The sequence below is a fragment of the Streptomyces sp. RK62 genome, from assembly GCF_018070255.1.
GTDB classification, from domain to species: domain Bacteria; phylum Actinomycetota; class Actinomycetes; order Streptomycetales; family Streptomycetaceae; genus Streptomyces; species Streptomyces nigra.
The window spans coordinates 229,498-246,516 of record NZ_JAGPYD010000007.1 but is presented as its reverse complement, the minus strand read 5'-3'; the positions used below and the strand labels follow the sequence as shown (position 1 = coordinate 246,516).

The window sequence follows — 17,019 nt, the reverse complement described above, 5'->3', positions numbered from 1 at the left end:
GTTCCCAGCGGGAGGTGTCGGGCGTCCACGCGGACGACACCCGCCTCAGCCCTGGCGCGTCTCGATCACGACGGACTCGATGACGACGTCGTTCACCGGACGCTCGGTGCGCGGGTTCGTCTGCACCGAGGCGATCGTGTCGACGACCTTCTGACCGGCCGCGTCGGCGACCTCACCGAAGATCGTGTGCTTGCGGTTCAGCCAGGTCGTCGGGGCGACGGTGATGAAGAACTGCGAGCCGTTGGTGCCGGGACCGGCGTTCGCCATGGCCAGCAGATACGGCCTGTCGAAGGCCAGGTCGGGGTGGAACTCGTCCTGGAACTGGTAGCCGGGGCCGCCGGTGCCGTTGCCCAGCGGGTCACCGCCCTGGATCATGAAGCCGCTGATGACGCGGTGGAAGACAGTGCCGTCGTAGAGCGGGGCCGTGGACTTCTCACCGGTGGTGGGGTTGGTCCACTCACGCTCGCCCTGGGCCAGCTCGACGAAGTTCCTGACCGTGACCGGCGCGTGGTGGGGAAGAAGCCGCACCGCGATGTCGCCGTGGTTGGTCTTCAGGGTGGCGTAGAGCTGCTCGGCCACGATCTGCCTTCCGTCGTCGTCCTGTGATCCCTCGATCCTCGCACGGACGGCCCTCACGGTGGCCCGGCGCCCGGCAACCGGCACCCGACCGGGCAGATCGCTTGCGGAAAACGCGCCGAGTACTCCCGTGGCGGGGGCGCGACACGGCGAACCGTGGCATTGTCGACGACAAGCCACCGTTGCCCCATATTGATCTGTTATTCCGCTCGATCACTTTTCGACGGCACCCGAATGCCCGCCCACACATGCCGCTCCACGTCTTGGCAGGCATGATCCGTAAAAGGGTGGAAAGTCGAATTACCGTACGCCACCGAGGAGGAGGAACCCGTGACCCGCATCGACAGCGTGCGCGCCGCGACCGGCTCGGCGAAGGACAGCGTGCTGCACGCCGCGGAAGTGGTGGCGCCCTACGCCGACACCGCCAAGGACAGGGCCGCCCACTACGCACACGAGGCACGCGTACGGCTCGCGCCCAAGGTGACGCTGGCCACCGAGCAGGCCCGCGCGCAGTACGGCGTCCACGTCGCCCCGCGCCTGGAGCAAGCCCGCGCCCATGTGCCGCCGAAGGTCGACCAGGCCGCCCAGGAGGCGGCGCTCCGCACCCGAAAGGCGGCCCTGCAGGCCGCCGAGTACTCCCGGCCCAGGCTAGAGCAGGCGGTTGCCGCGGCCGGACCCGTCAGGGACGAGGCGGCCGCTCGTGGGGCCGCCGCACTGGCCGCGCTGCGCGGTCAGCTCACTGCGAAGGACGTGCAGAAGCTGGTGCGCAAGCATCAGCGGCGCGCCAAGGCCGGCCGCGTCGCGAAGGCGCTGGCCGTCTTCGGCATTCTCGCGGGCGGCGCCTTCGCCGCCTGGAAGTGGTGGGACAAGCAGGCCAACCCGGACTGGCTGGTCGAGCCTCCCGCCGCGACCGAGGTACCGGAGTCCAACCGCCTGACGTCGGTGGACGGCACGGACCAGAGCGTGCTGGACCCCGAGGTCCAGGCGAAGGAAGCCGAGGAGGCGGCCCGGCGCGACGAGGGCAAGTGATCTGAGCGTCGGTCATCTCCGGCCCGTTCCACACATGTTCCAACACCGCCAGGGGGCGGGAGACTTGAGGTCTCCCGCCCCCTGGCGGTGTTTCACGTGGAACATGGGCTCCTGTAGGAGACAACTCGTCGGAGATCGGCCGTCATCGAGCGCCATCGGCTACCGCTCGAAGCTGTGAAGCGGCTGTGTTCGCACCCTCGCCTTGCGATGACGTTTGCAACGACTTGTGTGCGTGAGCTCCACACAAGCTCCCCTAACGGAACGCACCCTTCTGATTACCTGATCGCCTGAAGACCAGCTCACACGGTTACCGGAACCCTCCGCACGGCTGCCGGCGCCCTCTTGATCGAAGGCGTCCACACCTGGGCCGAAGGCGTCGAGAGTGTTTGCGCAAATATGCGCAACGTCACCACGGACCTCACGCCGGTGACACACGTCACGGTGAAGCGGGCGGTGAGAAGGTGGCTGGACAGACGAAACCGGCCAGCGCCCACGAGGGTGCCGGCCGGTCCGGGAAGTGGAGCCTAGGGGAGTCGAACCCCTGACATCTGCCATGCAAAGACAGCGCTCTACCAACTGAGCTAAGGCCCCGGAAGACGAGTATCCGTCCGGAACGAGCGCGTTCCGTCGGCTACCGCAGACCAGACTACCGGGTCGCGCCCCGTATCTCGCAAAAAAGATGGGGGGTCCCGATGCACAACCACTCTCCGTAAGATGCTCGACGTGGTTCGCTACAGCGAACCACGGTTTTGGGGAAGCGATGGGGAGACGCAATGGACGCCGCACAGCAGGAAGCCACCGCAAGAGCGCGGGATCTGCAGCGGAACTGGTACGGGGAGCCGCTGGGGACGCTCTTCCGTAGGCTCATCGACGATCTTGGTCTCAACCAGGCTCGTCTCGCGGGGGTGCTGGGACTGTCCGCGCCGATGCTGTCGCAGCTGATGAGCGGCCAGCGGGCGAAGATCGGCAATCCCGCCGTGGTCCAGCGGGTGCAGCTGCTGCAGGACTTGGCGGGGCAGGTCGCTGACGGCAGCGTCAGCGCGGCCGAGGCCACCGAGCGCATGGAGGAGATCAAGAAGTCGCAGGGGGGCTCGGTGCTCAGCAACACCACACAGACGACGACCAGTTCGGGCGCGCCCACCGTGAAGCGGGTGGTCCGCGAGATCCAGTCGCTGCTGCGCTCGGTCGCTGCCGCCGGCGACATCATCGAGGCCGCCGACAGTCTCGCCGGGACCCACCCGGAACTGGCAGAGTTCCTCCGGGTGTACGGCGCCGGCCGGACGTCCGACGCGGTCGCGCACTACCAGTCGCACCAGAGCTGAGCTGAGCCCGAGGCCCGGTCGCCGAAGGGGGTTCGGCGACCGGGCCGACGGCTACCCGGGCGACGACCGCCCTCGGGTGCTTGCGAGGGCAGCGCCCCACGGGAAGCCGCGCGGGAGGAGTCGTATCGCGCTTCGCGGGGGAGGCAAGGGGGATGACCGCAGGGGGAGGAGCGACGCACAGCCATGGGTGAGGTCTTCGCCGGCCGGTACGAACTGGTCGACCCGATCGGGCGCGGAGGCGTCGGTGCCGTCTGGCGTGCCTGGGACCACCGCCGCCGCCGGTATGTCGCGGCCAAGGTGCTCCAGCAGAGCGACGCGCACTCGCTGCTGCGGTTCGTCCGGGAACAGGCCCTGCGGATCGACCACCCCCATGTGCTCGCGCCGGCCAGCTGGGCCGCCGACGACGACAAGGTGCTGTTCACCATGGACCTGGTGGGCGGCGGTTCGCTCGTCCACCTCATCGGCGACTACGGGCCCCTGCCGCCCTCGTTCGTGTGCACCCTGATCGACCAGCTCCTGTCGGGACTGTCGGCCGTGCACGCCGAGGGTGTGGTCCACCGTGACATCAAGCCCGCGAACGTGCTCCTGGAGGCCACCGGGACGGCCCGGCCACGCCTGCGGCTGTCCGACTTCGGCATCGCCATGCGGCTGGGCGAACCCCGGCTGACCGAGACCAACCTCGTGGTGGGGACGCCCGGTTACCTCGCTCCGGAGCAACTCCTCGGCTCTGACCCGGACTTCCCGGCGGATCTGTTCGCCGTGGGTCTGGTGGCGCTGTATCTGCTGGAGGGCGCCAAGCCGGACGCCAAGGCGCTGGTGCAGTACTTCACCGAGCACGGCACACCGGGTGCGCCCAAAGGGATACCCGAACCGCTGTGGCAGGTCGTGGCGACGCTGCTCCAGCCCGATCCGGACGCGCGGTTCCGCACCGCCACCGGCGCGCGCAAGGCCCTGGCGTCGGCGGCCGAGCTGCTGCCGGAACCCGGTCCCGACGACGAGCTGATCGAGATCTTCGACCAGCTCGGGCCGTTGCCCGGCGGATTCGGCCCGGACGGACCCCAGACGCGCGCGCCCGGCGTCATCGATGGAACAGGCACCGGCTCCGGCGCCCTCCGCGTGGACCGGCCCGGACCGGCCGGCACCGGCCACGCGGCATCCCTGACCGGGCATCAGCAGTCCTCCGTGCCGCCCCGTCCCGTCCCGTCGCCGCCCGCCTCGCCACCTCCCATACCGGCTCCACCGGCCGTCGCTCCCCCCGTGCCGTCCGCCTCGGTACCGGCCCCGCCCCCGCACCGCCCCGAACCACCGCAGCGGCAGGGCACCCCGACGCCCACGGACCCCTCGCCCTCCGGCGGCGGCCATCGGCTCCCGAACATGTCGGACACCGGAAGCTTCCAGCTCCCCCCGCCGGACCCCACCGTGAGCACCGCCCGCGCCACGGCGCCGGCGCCACCCCACGAGTACACCCCCGAGCACACCCGCGACCTCGCCGCCCATCGATCCCCCGTCCCCCAGTACCCGTACCGGCCCCCGGCCCCCGCGGACCCCCCGACACCCACGCCCAGTCCCACACCCACGGCCACCCCGACGCCGACGCCGTATCACCGCGTCGATGCCTCTACTGCTTCATACACCGCTCAGAGCCAGCAGGTTCCCTTCTCCTCGCCGCCCCCTGCGCAGCCCCGCCCGCGTGGCGGCCACCGCGCCACCCGCCGTCCCGGTCCCCCGGCCAGGGTGGCCATCCCGCTCCTGCTGCTGGCGCTGGCCTGCTACGCGGTGGGGTTCTGGGCGCTCAGCCAGATCTGAGGCCTCCGGGGGAGCTGCTCGCGCCCCCTGAACGTCCGGGCGCCCCTACGAGCCCCCGAGCCTCCGGCGCGCGACCACGCTCCACACCCCGAGCACCCCCAGCAGCGCGGTCCCGGTGCCGATGCCGCTCACCGCCAGCACGGTCATCGCGGCATCCCCACGTCCGCTGCCGCCGCCGCCCGCCGTACCGCCCGAAGACGCACCCCCCGTGACCTCGCCCAGGTCCAGGTCCACCGGCGCGGCCTCGAAGACGTCGTCCGGCCGGGACTCCCCCGCATAGTCGGGCGCGGACTTCTCCGATCCGTCCACCCGCACACGCAGGGCCACGTCGAAGGGCCCGTCGCCGAACTTCTCGGCCACCTCGGACGCCAGATGCACCACGAGGTAGTAGGACCCGGCGAACCGCATGGCGCCGAGCCGGTCCGGGCCGGCGTACCGGTTCTCGTACGCGACCGGCGGCAGGGGCGGCAGCGAGGCGGCCTCCCGGCGACGCCCGGCGTAGTTGGCGGCCACGTCGTCGACGAACCCGCGCGCGGGGTTGTAGAGCTCAAGGCTCAGCGCACCGGTCGTATAGCCGCCACCGCTGTCGGTGGCGCCCAGTTCGGCCGTGGCGGAGAGCTGTCCGCCCCAGCCGACGGGCACCCGGTAGAAGAGCGTGCCGCCGGGCTCGATGCCGGAGGTCCACACGCCCGGGCCGACGGGCACCGCCGAGGCGAAGCCCGAGCCGCCCTCACGCGGAACGGCGTCACCGGTGGCGGGCCGGGGCGTCTGCGAGTTCCAGGCCTCCGGGACCTCGGCGGCGACGGGCTTCCGCAGCGCCGGTTCCGAGACGACGAACAGCTCCAGGTCCCAGTCGTCCGGCGCGCTCACGGGCGTACCGACGCGCTCGACGACGACGTGATAGGTGCCCGCCGTCTTGCAGCGGGGCCGGTCGGCGGAGACCTCGCGGGCGCCCCAGGCGGCGATCGGCCGGGCGCTGCGGACGACGCCGAAGGTCTCGGTGTCGAACGAGCAGGAACGGCCGGCGGCGTCCTGCACGGTCACCTTGACGCCCTCACCCGCGGAGACGGTGCTGCCGGGGTCGGGTGCGGCAGTGGCGGAGACGTAGGTGTCGGAGGTGGCGTCGAGGTCGAGGGAGTAGTGCACGGGCCCGTCCCCGGGCAGCGAACTGCGGTACGTCGTCCCGGCGGTGAGGGGCTTCGCGCCGGCCGGGGTGGGGGCGCCGGTGACGCTGGTGGCGTCAGGGGCGAAACCGTACGGTCCCGGCGACCCGGCGGCCAGGGCCGTGGGCGCCGGCAGGGCGGCCGTCGTGCACAGCAGCAGCGCCCCTACGGCGGCCGACCGCGCACGGAACGCGTGACGCACCGGACGCGCCCCCTGCCGTGCCCCCGTACGCCGCCTCATCACGCGCCACCCCTTCGCCGTCTTCCGGACCGTCGCCCATCCTGCCCAGCCCGGCCGCCCGGCGCCCCCGCAATGCGCACGCCCGTCCGAAACAGCGGCGTCTAGACGCAGTGATCGGCTTCCGCAACTCGAGGACGAGCCGCCGTGCGTTGCTCCGAACACACGAAACCCCGGCCGCGTCGGCGGCCGGGGTCTGTGTCGAATCCGTAGTGACGGCTCACGAACCCGTGGGCACGGAGTCAGTCGCCTCCGTCCACAGATCCTGCTCGGCGCGATCCGCCTGGATCTGGCGGTACACGAGGAGCCCGCCGATGGCGGCCAGTGCGACCAGGAGAAGCTTCTTCACCGCGCGACCTCGTCTTTCCTTGACGTAGGGGACCTCTGGCGCCCGACTATACACACCGGCCGAGACCGATCGGTGACCTGCGTGGGGGCTCAACTGCCGCCCGGCACACCCCAGTAGATGGGGACGAACCGACTCCGGACCGGAGAGTGATCACCTCCGGACAGAGGGTGACTTTGTCGGCTTCCCGCCACTTTTGCCAGTGTTCGCGACTCATGCGCCCATTCGAGTGCTGTTCATCTGAAGATCGACGCGCCACGGGCGTCGGTCCATGACTTCGCGGCCCACATACACATCATGAGGAAAGTACGCAAATCGCCCAACCTGAAAGTGAGGGGCCATGACCAGGAACAAGGTCATGAACCTGTGGACCGCCATCGTCTCCGCCTTCCTGGCGCTGTTCACGGCGCTCGGCTTCGTCTCCAACACCGCCGCCGCGGCCTCGCCGCAGACCGAGACCTCCCGCAACACCGGTCGCGACGACAGCGACCGCAGCGCGGAGGTGGCGGTTCCGGCACCGCCGCACTGGGCATGGTCCTACGCCAGGGCCCTGCCTCCCACGATGAAGCAGCGCATCCGGGCAGAGGCCCATGGAAAGACCCCGAGCTGCCGCCACCGGCCCCTCGAGGACACCGAATCGGCCGCATCGGTCCCGGCGACCCGCGAATGCGCCACCGCCGCCTCGCCGGCCCAGCCCCTGGTGCCACACCAACGCTGACCTCTCGGCCCCGCCCGAGCGACAGCCCCTGCGACCGCAGGACAGCAGGAACAGACGTGACGCATCACAAGCAGCAGCAGTACGCAGTACGGACGCAGCACAGCAGTACGCAGTACGACGCAGCGGTGAACGACGCAGAACGACGCCCCCGGCTACGGCGGACGGACGTCATTCCGCCTCGACGATGTGCCGTAGATAGGCCCACGGGTCGTTGAGATACCGACGCCAGTGGTAGACGAGCTCCAGATCCCGCCACTCGGCGGGACGCATTCCGTGGTCACCCACCTCGATGATCTCGGCGCCGGGTAGCGCCGTGAGCACGGGTGAGTGCGTGGCGCAGATGATCTGCGCGCCGGAACGCCCCAGGTGATGCAGCAGCCCGACGAGTTGAAGACAGGAAGAGAAGGACAGCGCGGCCTCGGGTTCGTCCATGACGTACAGCCCGGGCCCCTCGAAACGCTCGCGGAAGGCCATCAGAAAGCCTTCGCCGTGGCTCATCTCGTCCACGGCTCCCGAGAGCCTTCCCGTCGTCTGCTCCCGGCCCAGCGCGTCCAGCGCCGTCTCCGCCCGCAGGAAGAAACCCCTGCGGCGCGTCCGAGACCCGCGCAGCATGCGCCGGCCGGCCGCCGTCGCCTCGAACCGCACCCGCGCGCCCAGCTCCGAGGGCTCGCGGGCACTGGCGTATTTGTAGCCCGCGGACCCGCCCCAGGAGTCCAGGCCGAATCCCTCCGCCAGCGCCTCGACCAGCGTCGATTTCCCAGAGCCGTTCTCCCCCACCAGGAATGTGACGGGCGCGGAGAACGTCAGGCCCTCCTCCAGCAGCTGCCGCACACACGGCATCGACCACGGCCATCGCCCTCCGCTCGCCTCGCCCTCGGTGACATGCGCATAGGCCCGTTCGACGATCACCCCGTCACCCTCCCACCCACCACTGACAACGGCCTCCACGGGCTGCGGTCGCGGTGCCGGGGGATCGCGGTGATCCTGACAGAGGAGCGTGGCCGACGTGGCACGGCTGTCGAGCGCGCCGTACAGGAAGGTGACGGCTATGGCTGGATTGGCGGACGAGACACGACAGGGGGGCAGGGGGCCGAACGGCAGTGCGAGGCTCAGCGGCGCGTCCCTGTTCGCCGGGGCCGTGATGATGCTCAGCGGGCCGCTCAGCATCCTCATGGGGGCGTCCGGCATCGCCGCGGACAACCTGTTCGCCGCCTCCCTGTACGCCTACCGCTTCGACCTGACCGCCTGGGGCTGGATCCACATCATCGTCGGCCTGGCCCTCGTCATCGGCGGCATGGGGGTCGTGACGAACCAGAGCTGGGGCCGCGGAGTCGGCGCGGCCGCGGCGGGGATCAGCCTGATCACCCAGTTCATGTTCGTCCCGTACTACCCGCTCTGGGCGCTCCCCATGATGGTGCTGGACCTTCTGGTCATCTTCGCCCTGACCCGGTTCCACACGGACCCCGAGGGCGGCTGGTGACCGCCCGTGGTCTCCATTGCTCGGCCGAACAAAAGACCCCCGGACCACTGGTCCGGGGGTCTTTTCGCTGGTGGGGCTAACAGGATGTGAACCTGTGGCCTCATCCTTATCAGGTCGATCACGCCGGGCGGGCGTGCTGGGTCAAAGGGCTCGGGGCCTGGACTGATGGTCCGCCGAGGTTCAGCGTCGGCCGGGGTTGTTCGCTCCCGTTGGTGTCAGCCACTGGTGTCAGACATCAGCTCGCACTTGACGACTCTCCTCTACGGCAGTACGTCGTTGAGGCCTGGCCCTACGGGGATCACGGGCGTGCCCATTTCGCAGACTTGACGGGCGACCTCGCGAAGCGCCGATCCGAAACGTCGGTCATGGCAGGTCTGAGCGTGGCGGACGAACATCTCGGGCGTTTTCCCTCCCGCGACACCCGGGCGAGCCCGGCTCATTGCTCCATCGCAGATGGCCCGAGCCCAGGTTCACTCGCAGGCACCAGCAACAGCGGCGCGCCGATGGCATGAACAGGAGAATTCGGCACGAAAGCGGCACATTCGGCGCTTGAGCAAGGGAGAGTGGTCGTGGCCGACGAGAGCGAGCGGGCGACACAGCCCGTTCACCGAGGGAAGGCCGCGGGCTGGCTGTCGAAGGTGTTCGAGCGCAACACCACCGGGCTCAACTGGCCGCGAGCAGTGATGGTCCTGGATATCACGGTGGTGCCGTTATTCGTCTTCTGGGCGATCGGCTACGAGCAGTACCTGCTCAGCGCGCTCTTCGGTGTGCTGTTCACGGCCCTGGCCGATCCGGGCGGCCGCTACGGGCACCGCGCGTTCGACACCTCACTGTTCGCGCTGATCGGCGCCGGGGTGACCGCGCTGGGCTTCGGCATCGCGGCGGACGCCTGGGGCTGGCTCGTGCTCGCCGCGTTCCTGGTCACCCTGGCGGCTGGCCTGGCCGCCGCGTTCGGGGCCCGCAGGTTCGTCAACGCCCTGCTGCTCAACATCTGGTTCATCATCGCCGTCGCCCTGGGAGTGGGCCTCGACAAGTCGAGCCACATCACCAGCTACACCTGGGCCCAGGTGCTCGCCTGGACCGGCGGGGCCGCCCTGTGGATCCTGGTGACGTTCCTGTGGTGGCTGATCCGCGGACGCACCGACTCGCCCAAGCTCTTCCCGGAGCTCCCCGGCGACACCTCGCGAAAGAAACTGACTCCCCCGCTGATCATGTTCGCTGTGATCCGTGCCCTGGTCATCGCCGGCACCCTGGCGCTTGCGTACGGACTGGACCTGTCACACGGCAGTTGGATCTCGATCGCCGCCATCATCGCGATGAAACCGAACCTGGAACAGGCCACACTCGTCAGCGCACAGCGGCTCGTCGGCGCCCTGATCGGTGCCTGCGCGGCCTCACTGCTGTTGCTGGTGCCCGTGAACGAGACCGGACTCAGACTGTTCGCGGTCGAACGCGGCCTCGAGGTGGTGGCGCTCGTCCTGCTCATGCACGGGGCGGGCATCCGCTTCTGGAACTACGCGTTCTACACCGCGGCCATCGCCGCGGGAGCACTCATCCTGGTGGACCTGCCCCAGCCCTCCGACTACGCGGCCGAGGGCTACCGGGTCCTGTGGACCCTGTGTGGCGTGGGGATCGGCCTGATCGTCATGCTGTTGGCCGGCCTGCTCGCCAAACGCAACGCCAAAACACCACGACAGACGACCTGAGACCATACGACCGCTTTAGGGGCGAGGTTGACCGATCAGGGTCGGCTGATCGCCTTCCTTCACCAGGCGCGCCCTCGCATAGACCTCGGCGCCCTCGGGGACGTCCGTGCGCGGTTGCGACCACCGGCGGGGCCTCGACCAGGCTGACGGTCTGAGTCTGCTCGTTCCGGCGGTACCCGCGCCCAGAGGCCACCCGGTCCGCGATGAACGCCACCTCATCGCCGTCGCGCCACTTGGCCTTGTCGTACCTGGCAATGCCGAGCCGCTTCAGCGGAACCCGCTGCCGTACGACCGTGCCGTGTCCGCGATACGACGAGGTGCACCCAAAGGTCGCTCAGGCGATCCTCCGGCACAGTCAGATCAGCATGACCATGGACGTCTACACACACGTCGTGGGCGACAGTGAGCGCGAAGCGGTGGGCATGCTCGCCGAGCTACGGGAAGACCCACTCATCGGCTGATGTCAGCCGTGGATGTCAAAGACCCCCAGCCGGTATCGACTGGGGGTCTTTTCGCTGGTGGGGCTAACAGGATTTGAACCTGTGGCCTCATCCTTATCAGGGATGCGCTCTAACCAACTGAGCTATAGCCCCGCCGCGCTCTGCGGTGTGTCTCCCGCGCGCTGACTCCTGAACATTAGCGCACGACACGGGCAGTCCCAAAATCGGTTCTCGGAGGGGCGGGGGGCAGGGCCGGAGCCCTGCCTCACTCGTCCTCCGCGAGGGTCAGCTCGACGCCGCCCACGAAGCCCGCGGAGAGGTTGTAGATGAACGCGCCGAGCGTCGCCAGCGCCGTCGCGAGGACGACGTCGATGACCGCGATGATCGACGTGAACAGCAGGACGTTCGGCAGCGACAGGAAGGACTGCAGGTCGAAGCCGTTCGACTCGTTCGAGCCGGTGGCCTCGGAGATCGTGCCGCCGACCGTGGAGAAGACACCCATGGCGTCCATGACCATCCACAGCACCGCGGCCGCGACGATCGTGCAGATGCCCAGCGCGATGGACAGCAGGAAGCTGACCTTCATCACCGACCACGGGTCCGCCTTGGCGACCCGGAGCCGGGCCTTGCGGGTGCGCGGGGTCGTGCGCGCCCCGGTGCGCGGCTTGCGGACCGCGCCCGCCGGAGCAGCGCCCGCGGGGGCCCCGCCGGCCGGCGGGTAGGCCTGCGGCGGGTGGTACGGACCGCCGGCCTGCTGAGGCTGGCGCTCACCCGGCAGGGGCGACGCCTGCGGCTGCCCGCCCCCCGGGGCGGCCGGGCCCCCACCGGCCGCATAGGTGTCCGTCACGGTTCCCCCCTGGGATCCAGAAGCGTCGGGCGCCGGCGCGCCCTTCGCGGGCGACGACTTGATCGCCTTCAGCTGCGTGGTGTGGGTGTCCGCCGCCTGCGCGGCGGAGCCACGACCGCCGCCGCCCGTCTCCGAACCGGCCGGAGAACCGGCCGGGATACCGGACGATCCGGTGCCCGTGGCTCCGCTCACGATGACTCACTCCTCGTGCTACTCGGCAGAGGGCGCGTCACCCTCGTCCGTGCCGGTGGTCGCGTCCCCCTCGGCGGTCTCGTCGACGGCCACGTCGCCGTCGACCTCCTCCGCCTCGCGTCCCGCCTCGGCGTTGCGTGCGATACCTACGACGGCATCGCGCTTGCCGAGGTTGATCAGTTGGACGCCCATGGTGTCACGGCCCGTCTCCCTGATCTCGTTGACTCGCGTACGAATCACACCGCCGCCGAGCGTGATGGCGAGGATCTCGTCGGTCTCCTCGACCACCAGCGCGCCGACGAGAGACCCGCGGTCCTCGACGATCTTGGCGGCCTTGATGCCGAGGCCGCCGCGACCCTGGACGCGGTACTCGTCGACGTTGGTCCGCTTCGCGTACCCGCCGTCGGTGGCAGTGAACACGAACGTACCGGGTCGAACAACATTCATCGAGAGCAGCTCGTCGCCCTCGCGGAAGCTCATGCCCTTGACACCCGAGGTGGCACGGCCCATGGGCCGCAGCGACTCGTCCGTGGCGGTGAACCTGATCGACTGGGCCTTCTTGCTGATCAGAAGCAGATCGTCGTCGGCCGAGACCAGTTCGGCGCCGATCAGTTCGTCGTCGGAACCGTCCTCCATCGAACGGAGGTTGATCGCGATGACACCGCCGGAACGCGGCGAATCGTAATCCTTCAGAGGCGTCTTCTTGACCAGGCCGGCCTTCGTGGCCAGCACCAGGTACGGCGCCGCCTCGTAGTCGCGGATCGCGAGGATCTCGGCGATCGCCTCGTCCGGCTGGAAGGCCAGCAGGTTCGCGACGTGCTGCCCGCGCGCGTCCCGGCCGGCGTCCGGAAGCTCGTACGCCTTGGCCCGGTAGACCCGGCCCTTGTTGGTGAAGAACAGCAGCCAGTGGTGCGTCGTCGAGACGAAGAAGTGGTCGACGATGTCGTCTTCCTTCAGCTTCGTGCCGCGCACGCCCTTGCCGCCGCGCTTCTGCGCCCGGTAGTCGTCCGTCTTGGTGCGCTTGACGTAGCCGCCCCGGCTGACGGTGACCACGATGTCCTCTTCGGCGATGAGGTCCTCGATGGACATGTCGCCGTCGTAGGGCACCAGCATGGTCTTGCGGTCGTCGCCGAACTTCTCGACGATCGCGGCCAGCTCCGCGCTGACGATGCCGCGCTGGCGGACCGGGGACGCGAGGATCTCGTTGTACTCGGTGATCTTCGCCTGCAGCTCGTCGTGCTCCTGGATGATCTTCTGGCGCTCCAGGGCCGCCAGTCGGCGCAGCTGCATCTCGAGGATGGCGTTGGCCTGGATCTCGTCGATCTCCAGGAGCTCCATCAGGCCGCCGCGCGCGATCTCGACGGTGTCGCTGCGCCGGATCAGCGCGATGACCTCGTCGATGGCGTCCAGGGCCTTCAGCAGACCGCGCAGGATGTGCGCCCGCTCCTCGGCCTTGCGTAGCCGGAAGCGCGTACGGCGGACGATGACCTCGATCTGGTGCGTCACCCAGTGGCGGATGAACGCGTCCAGGGAGAGCGTGCGCGGGACGCCGTCGACGAGCGCCAGCATGTTCGCGCCGAAGTTCGTCTGCAGGTCCGTGTGCTTGTACAGGTTGTTCAGGACGACCTTGGCGACCGCGTCCCGCTTGAGGACGATCACCAGGCGCTGGCCCGTACGGGACGACGTCTCGTCGCGGACGTCCGCGATGCCGCCGATCTTGCCGTCCTTCACCAGGTCGGCGATCTTCTGCGCGAGGTTGTCCGGGTTGACCTGGTAGGGCAGCTCCGTGACCACCAGGCACTGGCGGTTCTGGATCTCCTCGACCGCGACGACCGCGCGCATCGTGATGGAACCGCGGCCGGTGCGGTACGCCTCCTCGATGCCCTTGCGGCCGACGACGAGGGCGCCGGTCGGGAAGTCGGGGCCCTTGATGCGCTCGATGAGCGCGTCCAGCAGCTCCTCGTGCGAGGCCTCGGGGTTCTCCAGGTACCACTGGGCGCCGGCGGCGACCTCGCGCAGGTTGTGCGGCGGGATGTTGGTCGCCATGCCGACCGCGATACCGGCCGAGCCGTTGATCAGCAGGTTCGGGAAGCGGGCGGGCAGGACGGTCGGCTCCTGGGAGCGGCCGTCGTAGTTGTCCGTGAAGTCGACGGTCTCCTCGTCGATGTCGCGGACCATCTCCATCGACAGCGGCGCCATCTTGCACTCGGTGTAGCGCATGGCCGCCGCCGGGTCGTTGCCCGGCGAGCCGAAGTTGCCGTTGGAGTCGACGAGTGGCATGCGCATCGACCACGGCTGGGCGAGGCGCACCAGGGCGTCGTAGATGGAGGAGTCGCCGTGGGGGTGGTAGTTGCCCATGACGTCGCCGACGACGCGCGCGCACTTGTAGAAGCCGCGCTCGGGGCGGTAGCCGCCGTCGTACATGGCGTACAGGACGCGGCGGTGGACGGGCTTGAGGCCGTCCCGGACGTCGGGCAGCGCACGCGAGACGATGACGGACATCGCGTAGTCGAGGTACGAGCGCTGCATCTCCGTCTCGAGCCCGACGGGCTCGACACGCTGGGCGATGACGCCGCCCTCTTCAGGGGTGACGGGAGTGTTCTCGTCGGCCATTGCTGGTGAAGATCCTTCCTGGTGCGGTCAGCTGAGACCGACTCAGATGTCGAGGAAGCGGACGTCCTTGGCGTTGCGCTGGATGAACTGGCGCCGGGCCTCGACGTCCTCGCCCATCAGGACCGAGAACAGGTCGTCGGCCTGGGCGGCGTCGTCGAGCGTGACCTGGCCGAGGACGCGGTGCTCCTGGTCCATGGTCGTCACGCGCAGTTCCTCGGCGTTCATCTCGCCGAGACCCTTGAAGCGCTGGATGGAGTCCTCGCGGACCCGCTTGCCGCGCTGGCGGCCCAGCTCCAGCAGCGCGTCGCGCTCACGGTCGGAGTAGGCGTACTCCACCTCGTCGCGGCCCCACTTGATCTTGTAGAGCGGCGGACGGGACAGGAAGACGTGCCCGGCCTCGACCAGCGGACGCATGAAGCGGAACAGGAACGTCAGCAGCAGGGTGTTGATGTGCTGGCCGTCGACGTCGGCGTCCGCCATCAGGATGATCTTGTGATAGCGCAGCTTCTCGATGTCGAAGTCCTCGTGCACACCGGTGCCGAAGGCCGAGATCAGCGCCTGGATCTCCTGGTTCTGCAGGATCTTGTCGATCCGCGCCTTCTCGACGTTGAGGATCTTGCCGCGGATCGGGAGGATCGCCTGGTACTCCGGGTTGCGGCCGGACTTGGCCGAGCCGCCGGCGGAGTCGCCCTCGACGATGAAGATCTCGCACTTGGTGGGGTCGTTCGACTGGCAGTCGGAGAGCTTGCCCGGCAGGGACGCGGTCTCCAGCAGGCCCTTGCGGCGCGTCAGATCGCGCGCCTTGCGGGCGGCCACGCGCGCGGTGGCGGCCTGGATGCCCTTGCGGATGATGTCCGCGGCCTCGTTGGGGTTGCGGTCCAGCCAGTCCGCCAGGTGCTCGTAGACGACCTTCTGGACGAAGGTCTTCACCTCGGTGTTGCCCAGCTTCGTCTTCGTCTGGCCCTCGAACTGAGGCTCGCTCAGCTTGACCGAGATGATCGCCGTCAGACCCTCGCGGATGTCGTCGCCCGTGAGGTTGTCGTCCTTCTCGCGCAGCAGCTTCTTGTCGCGCGCGTACTTGTTGATCAGCGAGGTCAGCGCGGCGCGGAAGCCCTCTTCGTGCGTACCGCCCTCGTGGGTGTGGATGATGTTCGCGAAGGAGTAGACGCCCTCGGTGTAACTGCTGTTCCACTGCATCGCGACCTCGAGGGACAGGAGCTTGTCCTTGTCCTCCGCCTCCAGGTCGATGACGGTGGGGTGCACCACGTCCCCCTTGCGGGAGTTGAGGTACTTCACGAAGTCGACGATGCCGCCCTCGTAGTGGTAGTCGACCGACTTGACCTCGGCCTTCTCGTCGGCGCCCGCCTCGTCCGCGCCGGAGGTCGCCTTCGCCGACTCGCGCTCGTCGGTGAGCCGGATGCGCAGGCCCTTGTTGAGGAACGCCATCTCCTGGAAGCGCCGCGAGAGCGTCTCGAAGGAGTACTCGGTGGTCTCGAAGATGTCCGGGTCGGCCCAGAAGGTGACCGACGTGCCGTGCTCATCGGTGGGCTCGTGCCGGGCGAGGGGGGCGGTCGGGACGCCGAGCTTGTAGTCCTGCGTCCAGCGGTAGCCGTCCGTCTTGACCTCGACGGCGACCTTGGTGGACAGGGCGTTCACCACGGACACGCCGACGCCGTGCAGACCGCCGGAGACCGCGTAGCCGCCGCCGCCGAACTTGCCGCCCGCGTGCAGCACGGTCAGGACGACCTCGACGGCCGGCTTGCCCTCGGACGGGACGATGCCCACCGGGATGCCACGGCCGTTGTCGACGACGCGGACACCGCCGTCGGCCAGGATCGTCACGTCGATCGTGTCCGCGTAACCGGCCAGAGCCTCGTCGACGGAGTTGTCGACGACCTCTTGCACGAGGTGGTGCAGTCCGCGCTCGCCAGTCGAACCGATGTACATACCGGGTCGCTTGCGAACCGCGTCCAGGCCCTCGAGGACGGTGATGGCGCTCGCGTCGTACGAGGAGGAGACCTCGGGGCTCGGCGAAGCGCCCGCGCCGTCGGCGCCGGCGTCGGTGGACGGAATGTTCTCGTTGGGGTTGCCGGAATCGGCCACGAAGCGCCCTTTCTGGCACAGCACGAGCCAAGCTCGTCGGCGGGTTGCCGGAGCGGCTGCGGCATGTTGCGTTGGTAAGCCTTGATCAGCGTTGCTCAGCGTGTCCCGGACGGTCCCCACGACTGGGGCGGGATTGTCCTCCAGTCTACCGGTAGCGCTGACAGTGATGGGGGTTTGCCGGTACCTGAGTCCGCATGTGCCGCCCTGAACCCGGCTCGGAGGACTCCCGATATACGGAAGGGGGCTCCAAGAGGCTCACAGCGGCACTCAGCGCTTCGAGCCGTCAACCCTTGGCTACTTCGGAGTCACCTCACGATTCGCAACCGCGTGCGGTTGTACGACGAACGGCTCGCGGACGTCGTTTCGGGGCTGCGGAGAGGTGGTGATGTGATGTCTGTCACCTGCGCCGGAAGAGGGCTTCGGGACCCGTGTGACGGCTG

Annotated in this window: 13 protein-coding genes, 2 tRNA genes and 2 pseudogenes; 7 read left to right on the top strand and 10 right to left on the bottom strand. The window is 69.1% G+C overall.

Annotated elements, in window-relative coordinates:
* Positions 1-45: 45 nt before the first annotated feature.
* Positions 46-579, bottom strand: coding sequence for a peptidylprolyl isomerase (locus KBY32_RS15705; protein WP_055621074.1), 534 nt, complete (start codon positions 577-579; stop codon positions 46-48).
* A 327-nt stretch (positions 580-906) separates the two neighbouring features.
* Between KBY32_RS15705 and KBY32_RS15700 the strand changes: the two genes are divergently transcribed.
* On the top strand, positions 907-1,605 hold the full coding sequence (locus tag KBY32_RS15700; protein ID WP_055621073.1) for a DUF5324 family protein: 699 nt from the start codon (positions 907-909) through the stop codon (positions 1,603-1,605).
* Between the two features lie 518 nt (positions 1,606-2,123).
* Here the strand turns inward: KBY32_RS15700 and KBY32_RS15695 are convergent.
* Positions 2,124-2,196 (bottom strand) — tRNA-Ala (locus tag KBY32_RS15695).
* A 182-nt stretch (positions 2,197-2,378) separates the two neighbouring features.
* Between KBY32_RS15695 and KBY32_RS15690 the strand changes: the two genes are divergently transcribed.
* Together KBY32_RS15690 and KBY32_RS15685 are read left to right on the top strand one after the other, a co-directional pair.
* Positions 2,379-2,927 (top strand): DNA-binding protein, encoded by a 549-nt coding sequence (locus KBY32_RS15690; protein ID WP_210980470.1) that lies wholly within the window; start codon positions 2,379-2,381, stop codon positions 2,925-2,927.
* Between the two features lie 183 nt (positions 2,928-3,110).
* A complete protein-coding gene (locus tag KBY32_RS15685) occupies positions 3,111-4,733 on the top strand; it encodes a serine/threonine-protein kinase (protein WP_210980469.1) in 1,623 nt (540 codons plus the stop codon).
* A gap of 45 nt (positions 4,734-4,778) precedes the next feature.
* Here KBY32_RS15685 and KBY32_RS15680 read toward each other — a convergent pair whose 3' ends face one another.
* Both KBY32_RS15680 and KBY32_RS15675 read right to left on the bottom strand, forming a co-directional pair.
* The gene (locus tag KBY32_RS15680) at positions 4,779-6,098 is read right to left on the bottom strand and encodes a hypothetical protein (RefSeq protein WP_210980468.1); all 1,320 of its coding nucleotides are present in this window, start codon (positions 6,096-6,098) and stop codon (positions 4,779-4,781) included.
* A 256-nt stretch (positions 6,099-6,354) separates the two neighbouring features.
* On the bottom strand, positions 6,355-6,483 hold the full coding sequence (locus tag KBY32_RS15675; protein WP_003999697.1) for a DLW-39 family protein: 129 nt from the start codon (positions 6,481-6,483) through the stop codon (positions 6,355-6,357).
* A 337-nt stretch (positions 6,484-6,820) separates the two neighbouring features.
* Here KBY32_RS15675 and KBY32_RS15670 point away from each other — a divergent pair, with 337 nt between their 5' ends.
* Positions 6,821-7,198, top strand: a complete 378-nt coding sequence (locus KBY32_RS15670) for a DUF6344 domain-containing protein (protein WP_055621069.1) — start codon at positions 6,821-6,823, stop codon at positions 7,196-7,198.
* Positions 7,199-7,366: 168 nt separating this feature from the next.
* Here the strand turns inward: KBY32_RS15670 and KBY32_RS15665 are convergent, their stop codons facing one another.
* Positions 7,367-8,107: an AAA family ATPase gene (locus tag KBY32_RS15665; protein WP_115504893.1), complete on the bottom strand. Its 741-nt coding sequence runs from the start codon at positions 8,105-8,107 to the stop codon at positions 7,367-7,369.
* 139 nt (positions 8,108-8,246) lie between these two features.
* On the opposite strand from KBY32_RS15665, the gene KBY32_RS15660 reads away from it, so the two are divergent.
* Both KBY32_RS15660 and KBY32_RS15655 read left to right on the top strand, forming a co-directional pair.
* Positions 8,247-8,678 carry a hypothetical protein gene (locus KBY32_RS15660; protein ID WP_247689501.1) on the top strand — a complete coding sequence of 144 codons (432 nt, stop codon included), beginning with the start codon at positions 8,247-8,249 and terminating at the stop codon, positions 8,676-8,678.
* A 569-nt stretch (positions 8,679-9,247) separates the two neighbouring features.
* Entirely contained in the window at positions 9,248-10,384 is a 1,137-nt protein-coding gene (locus KBY32_RS15655; protein WP_210980467.1) for an FUSC family protein, read from the top strand.
* Positions 10,385-10,423: 39 nt separating this feature from the next.
* On the opposite strand, the pseudogene KBY32_RS35430 reads toward KBY32_RS15655, so the two are convergent.
* Positions 10,424-10,709, bottom strand: a pseudogene (locus KBY32_RS35430) (GntR family transcriptional regulator); the annotation flags it as partial.
* Here KBY32_RS35430 and KBY32_RS15650 point away from each other — a divergent pair.
* Positions 10,699-10,845: pseudogene (locus KBY32_RS15650) on the top strand (site-specific integrase); the annotation flags it as partial. The pseudogenes KBY32_RS35430 and KBY32_RS15650 overlap by 11 nt on opposite strands.
* 55 nt (positions 10,846-10,900) lie before the next feature.
* Here the strand turns inward: KBY32_RS15650 and KBY32_RS15645 are convergent.
* The 4 genes from KBY32_RS15645 to gyrB all read right to left on the bottom strand — a co-directional run bounded on the left by KBY32_RS15645 (position 10,901) and on the right by gyrB (position 16,603).
* Positions 10,901-10,977, bottom strand: a tRNA-Ile gene (locus tag KBY32_RS15645).
* Between the two features lie 112 nt (positions 10,978-11,089).
* A complete protein-coding gene (locus KBY32_RS15640; RefSeq protein ID WP_055621067.1) occupies positions 11,090-11,863 on the bottom strand; it encodes a DUF3566 domain-containing protein in 774 nt (257 codons plus the stop codon).
* Positions 11,864-11,881: 18 nt separating this feature from the next.
* Positions 11,882-14,476, bottom strand: a complete 2,595-nt coding sequence (gene gyrA / locus KBY32_RS15635; protein WP_210980466.1) for a DNA gyrase subunit A — start codon at positions 14,474-14,476, stop codon at positions 11,882-11,884.
* A 42-nt stretch (positions 14,477-14,518) separates the two neighbouring features.
* On the bottom strand, positions 14,519-16,603 hold the full coding sequence (gyrB, locus tag KBY32_RS15630) for a DNA topoisomerase (ATP-hydrolyzing) subunit B (RefSeq protein WP_055621065.1): 2,085 nt from the start codon (positions 16,601-16,603) through the stop codon (positions 14,519-14,521).
* Positions 16,604-17,019: the final 416 nt, after the last annotated feature.

Excerpts from the sequence above, each read along its gene's own strand:
- gyrA (WP_210980466.1), bottom strand. The coding sequence starts at position 14,476 with ATGGCCGACGAGAACACTCCCGTCACCCCTGAAGAGGGCGGCGTCATC.
- KBY32_RS15660 (WP_247689501.1), top strand. The coding sequence starts at position 8,247 with ATGGCTGGATTGGCGGACGAGACACGACAGGGGGGCAGGGGGCCGAAC.
- KBY32_RS15685 (WP_210980469.1), top strand. The coding sequence starts at position 3,111 with ATGGGTGAGGTCTTCGCCGGCCGGTACGAACTGGTCGACCCGATCGGG.
- KBY32_RS15670 (WP_055621069.1), top strand. The coding sequence starts at position 6,821 with ATGACCAGGAACAAGGTCATGAACCTGTGGACCGCCATCGTCTCCGCC.
- KBY32_RS15690 (WP_210980470.1), top strand. The coding sequence starts at position 2,379 with ATGGACGCCGCACAGCAGGAAGCCACCGCAAGAGCGCGGGATCTGCAG.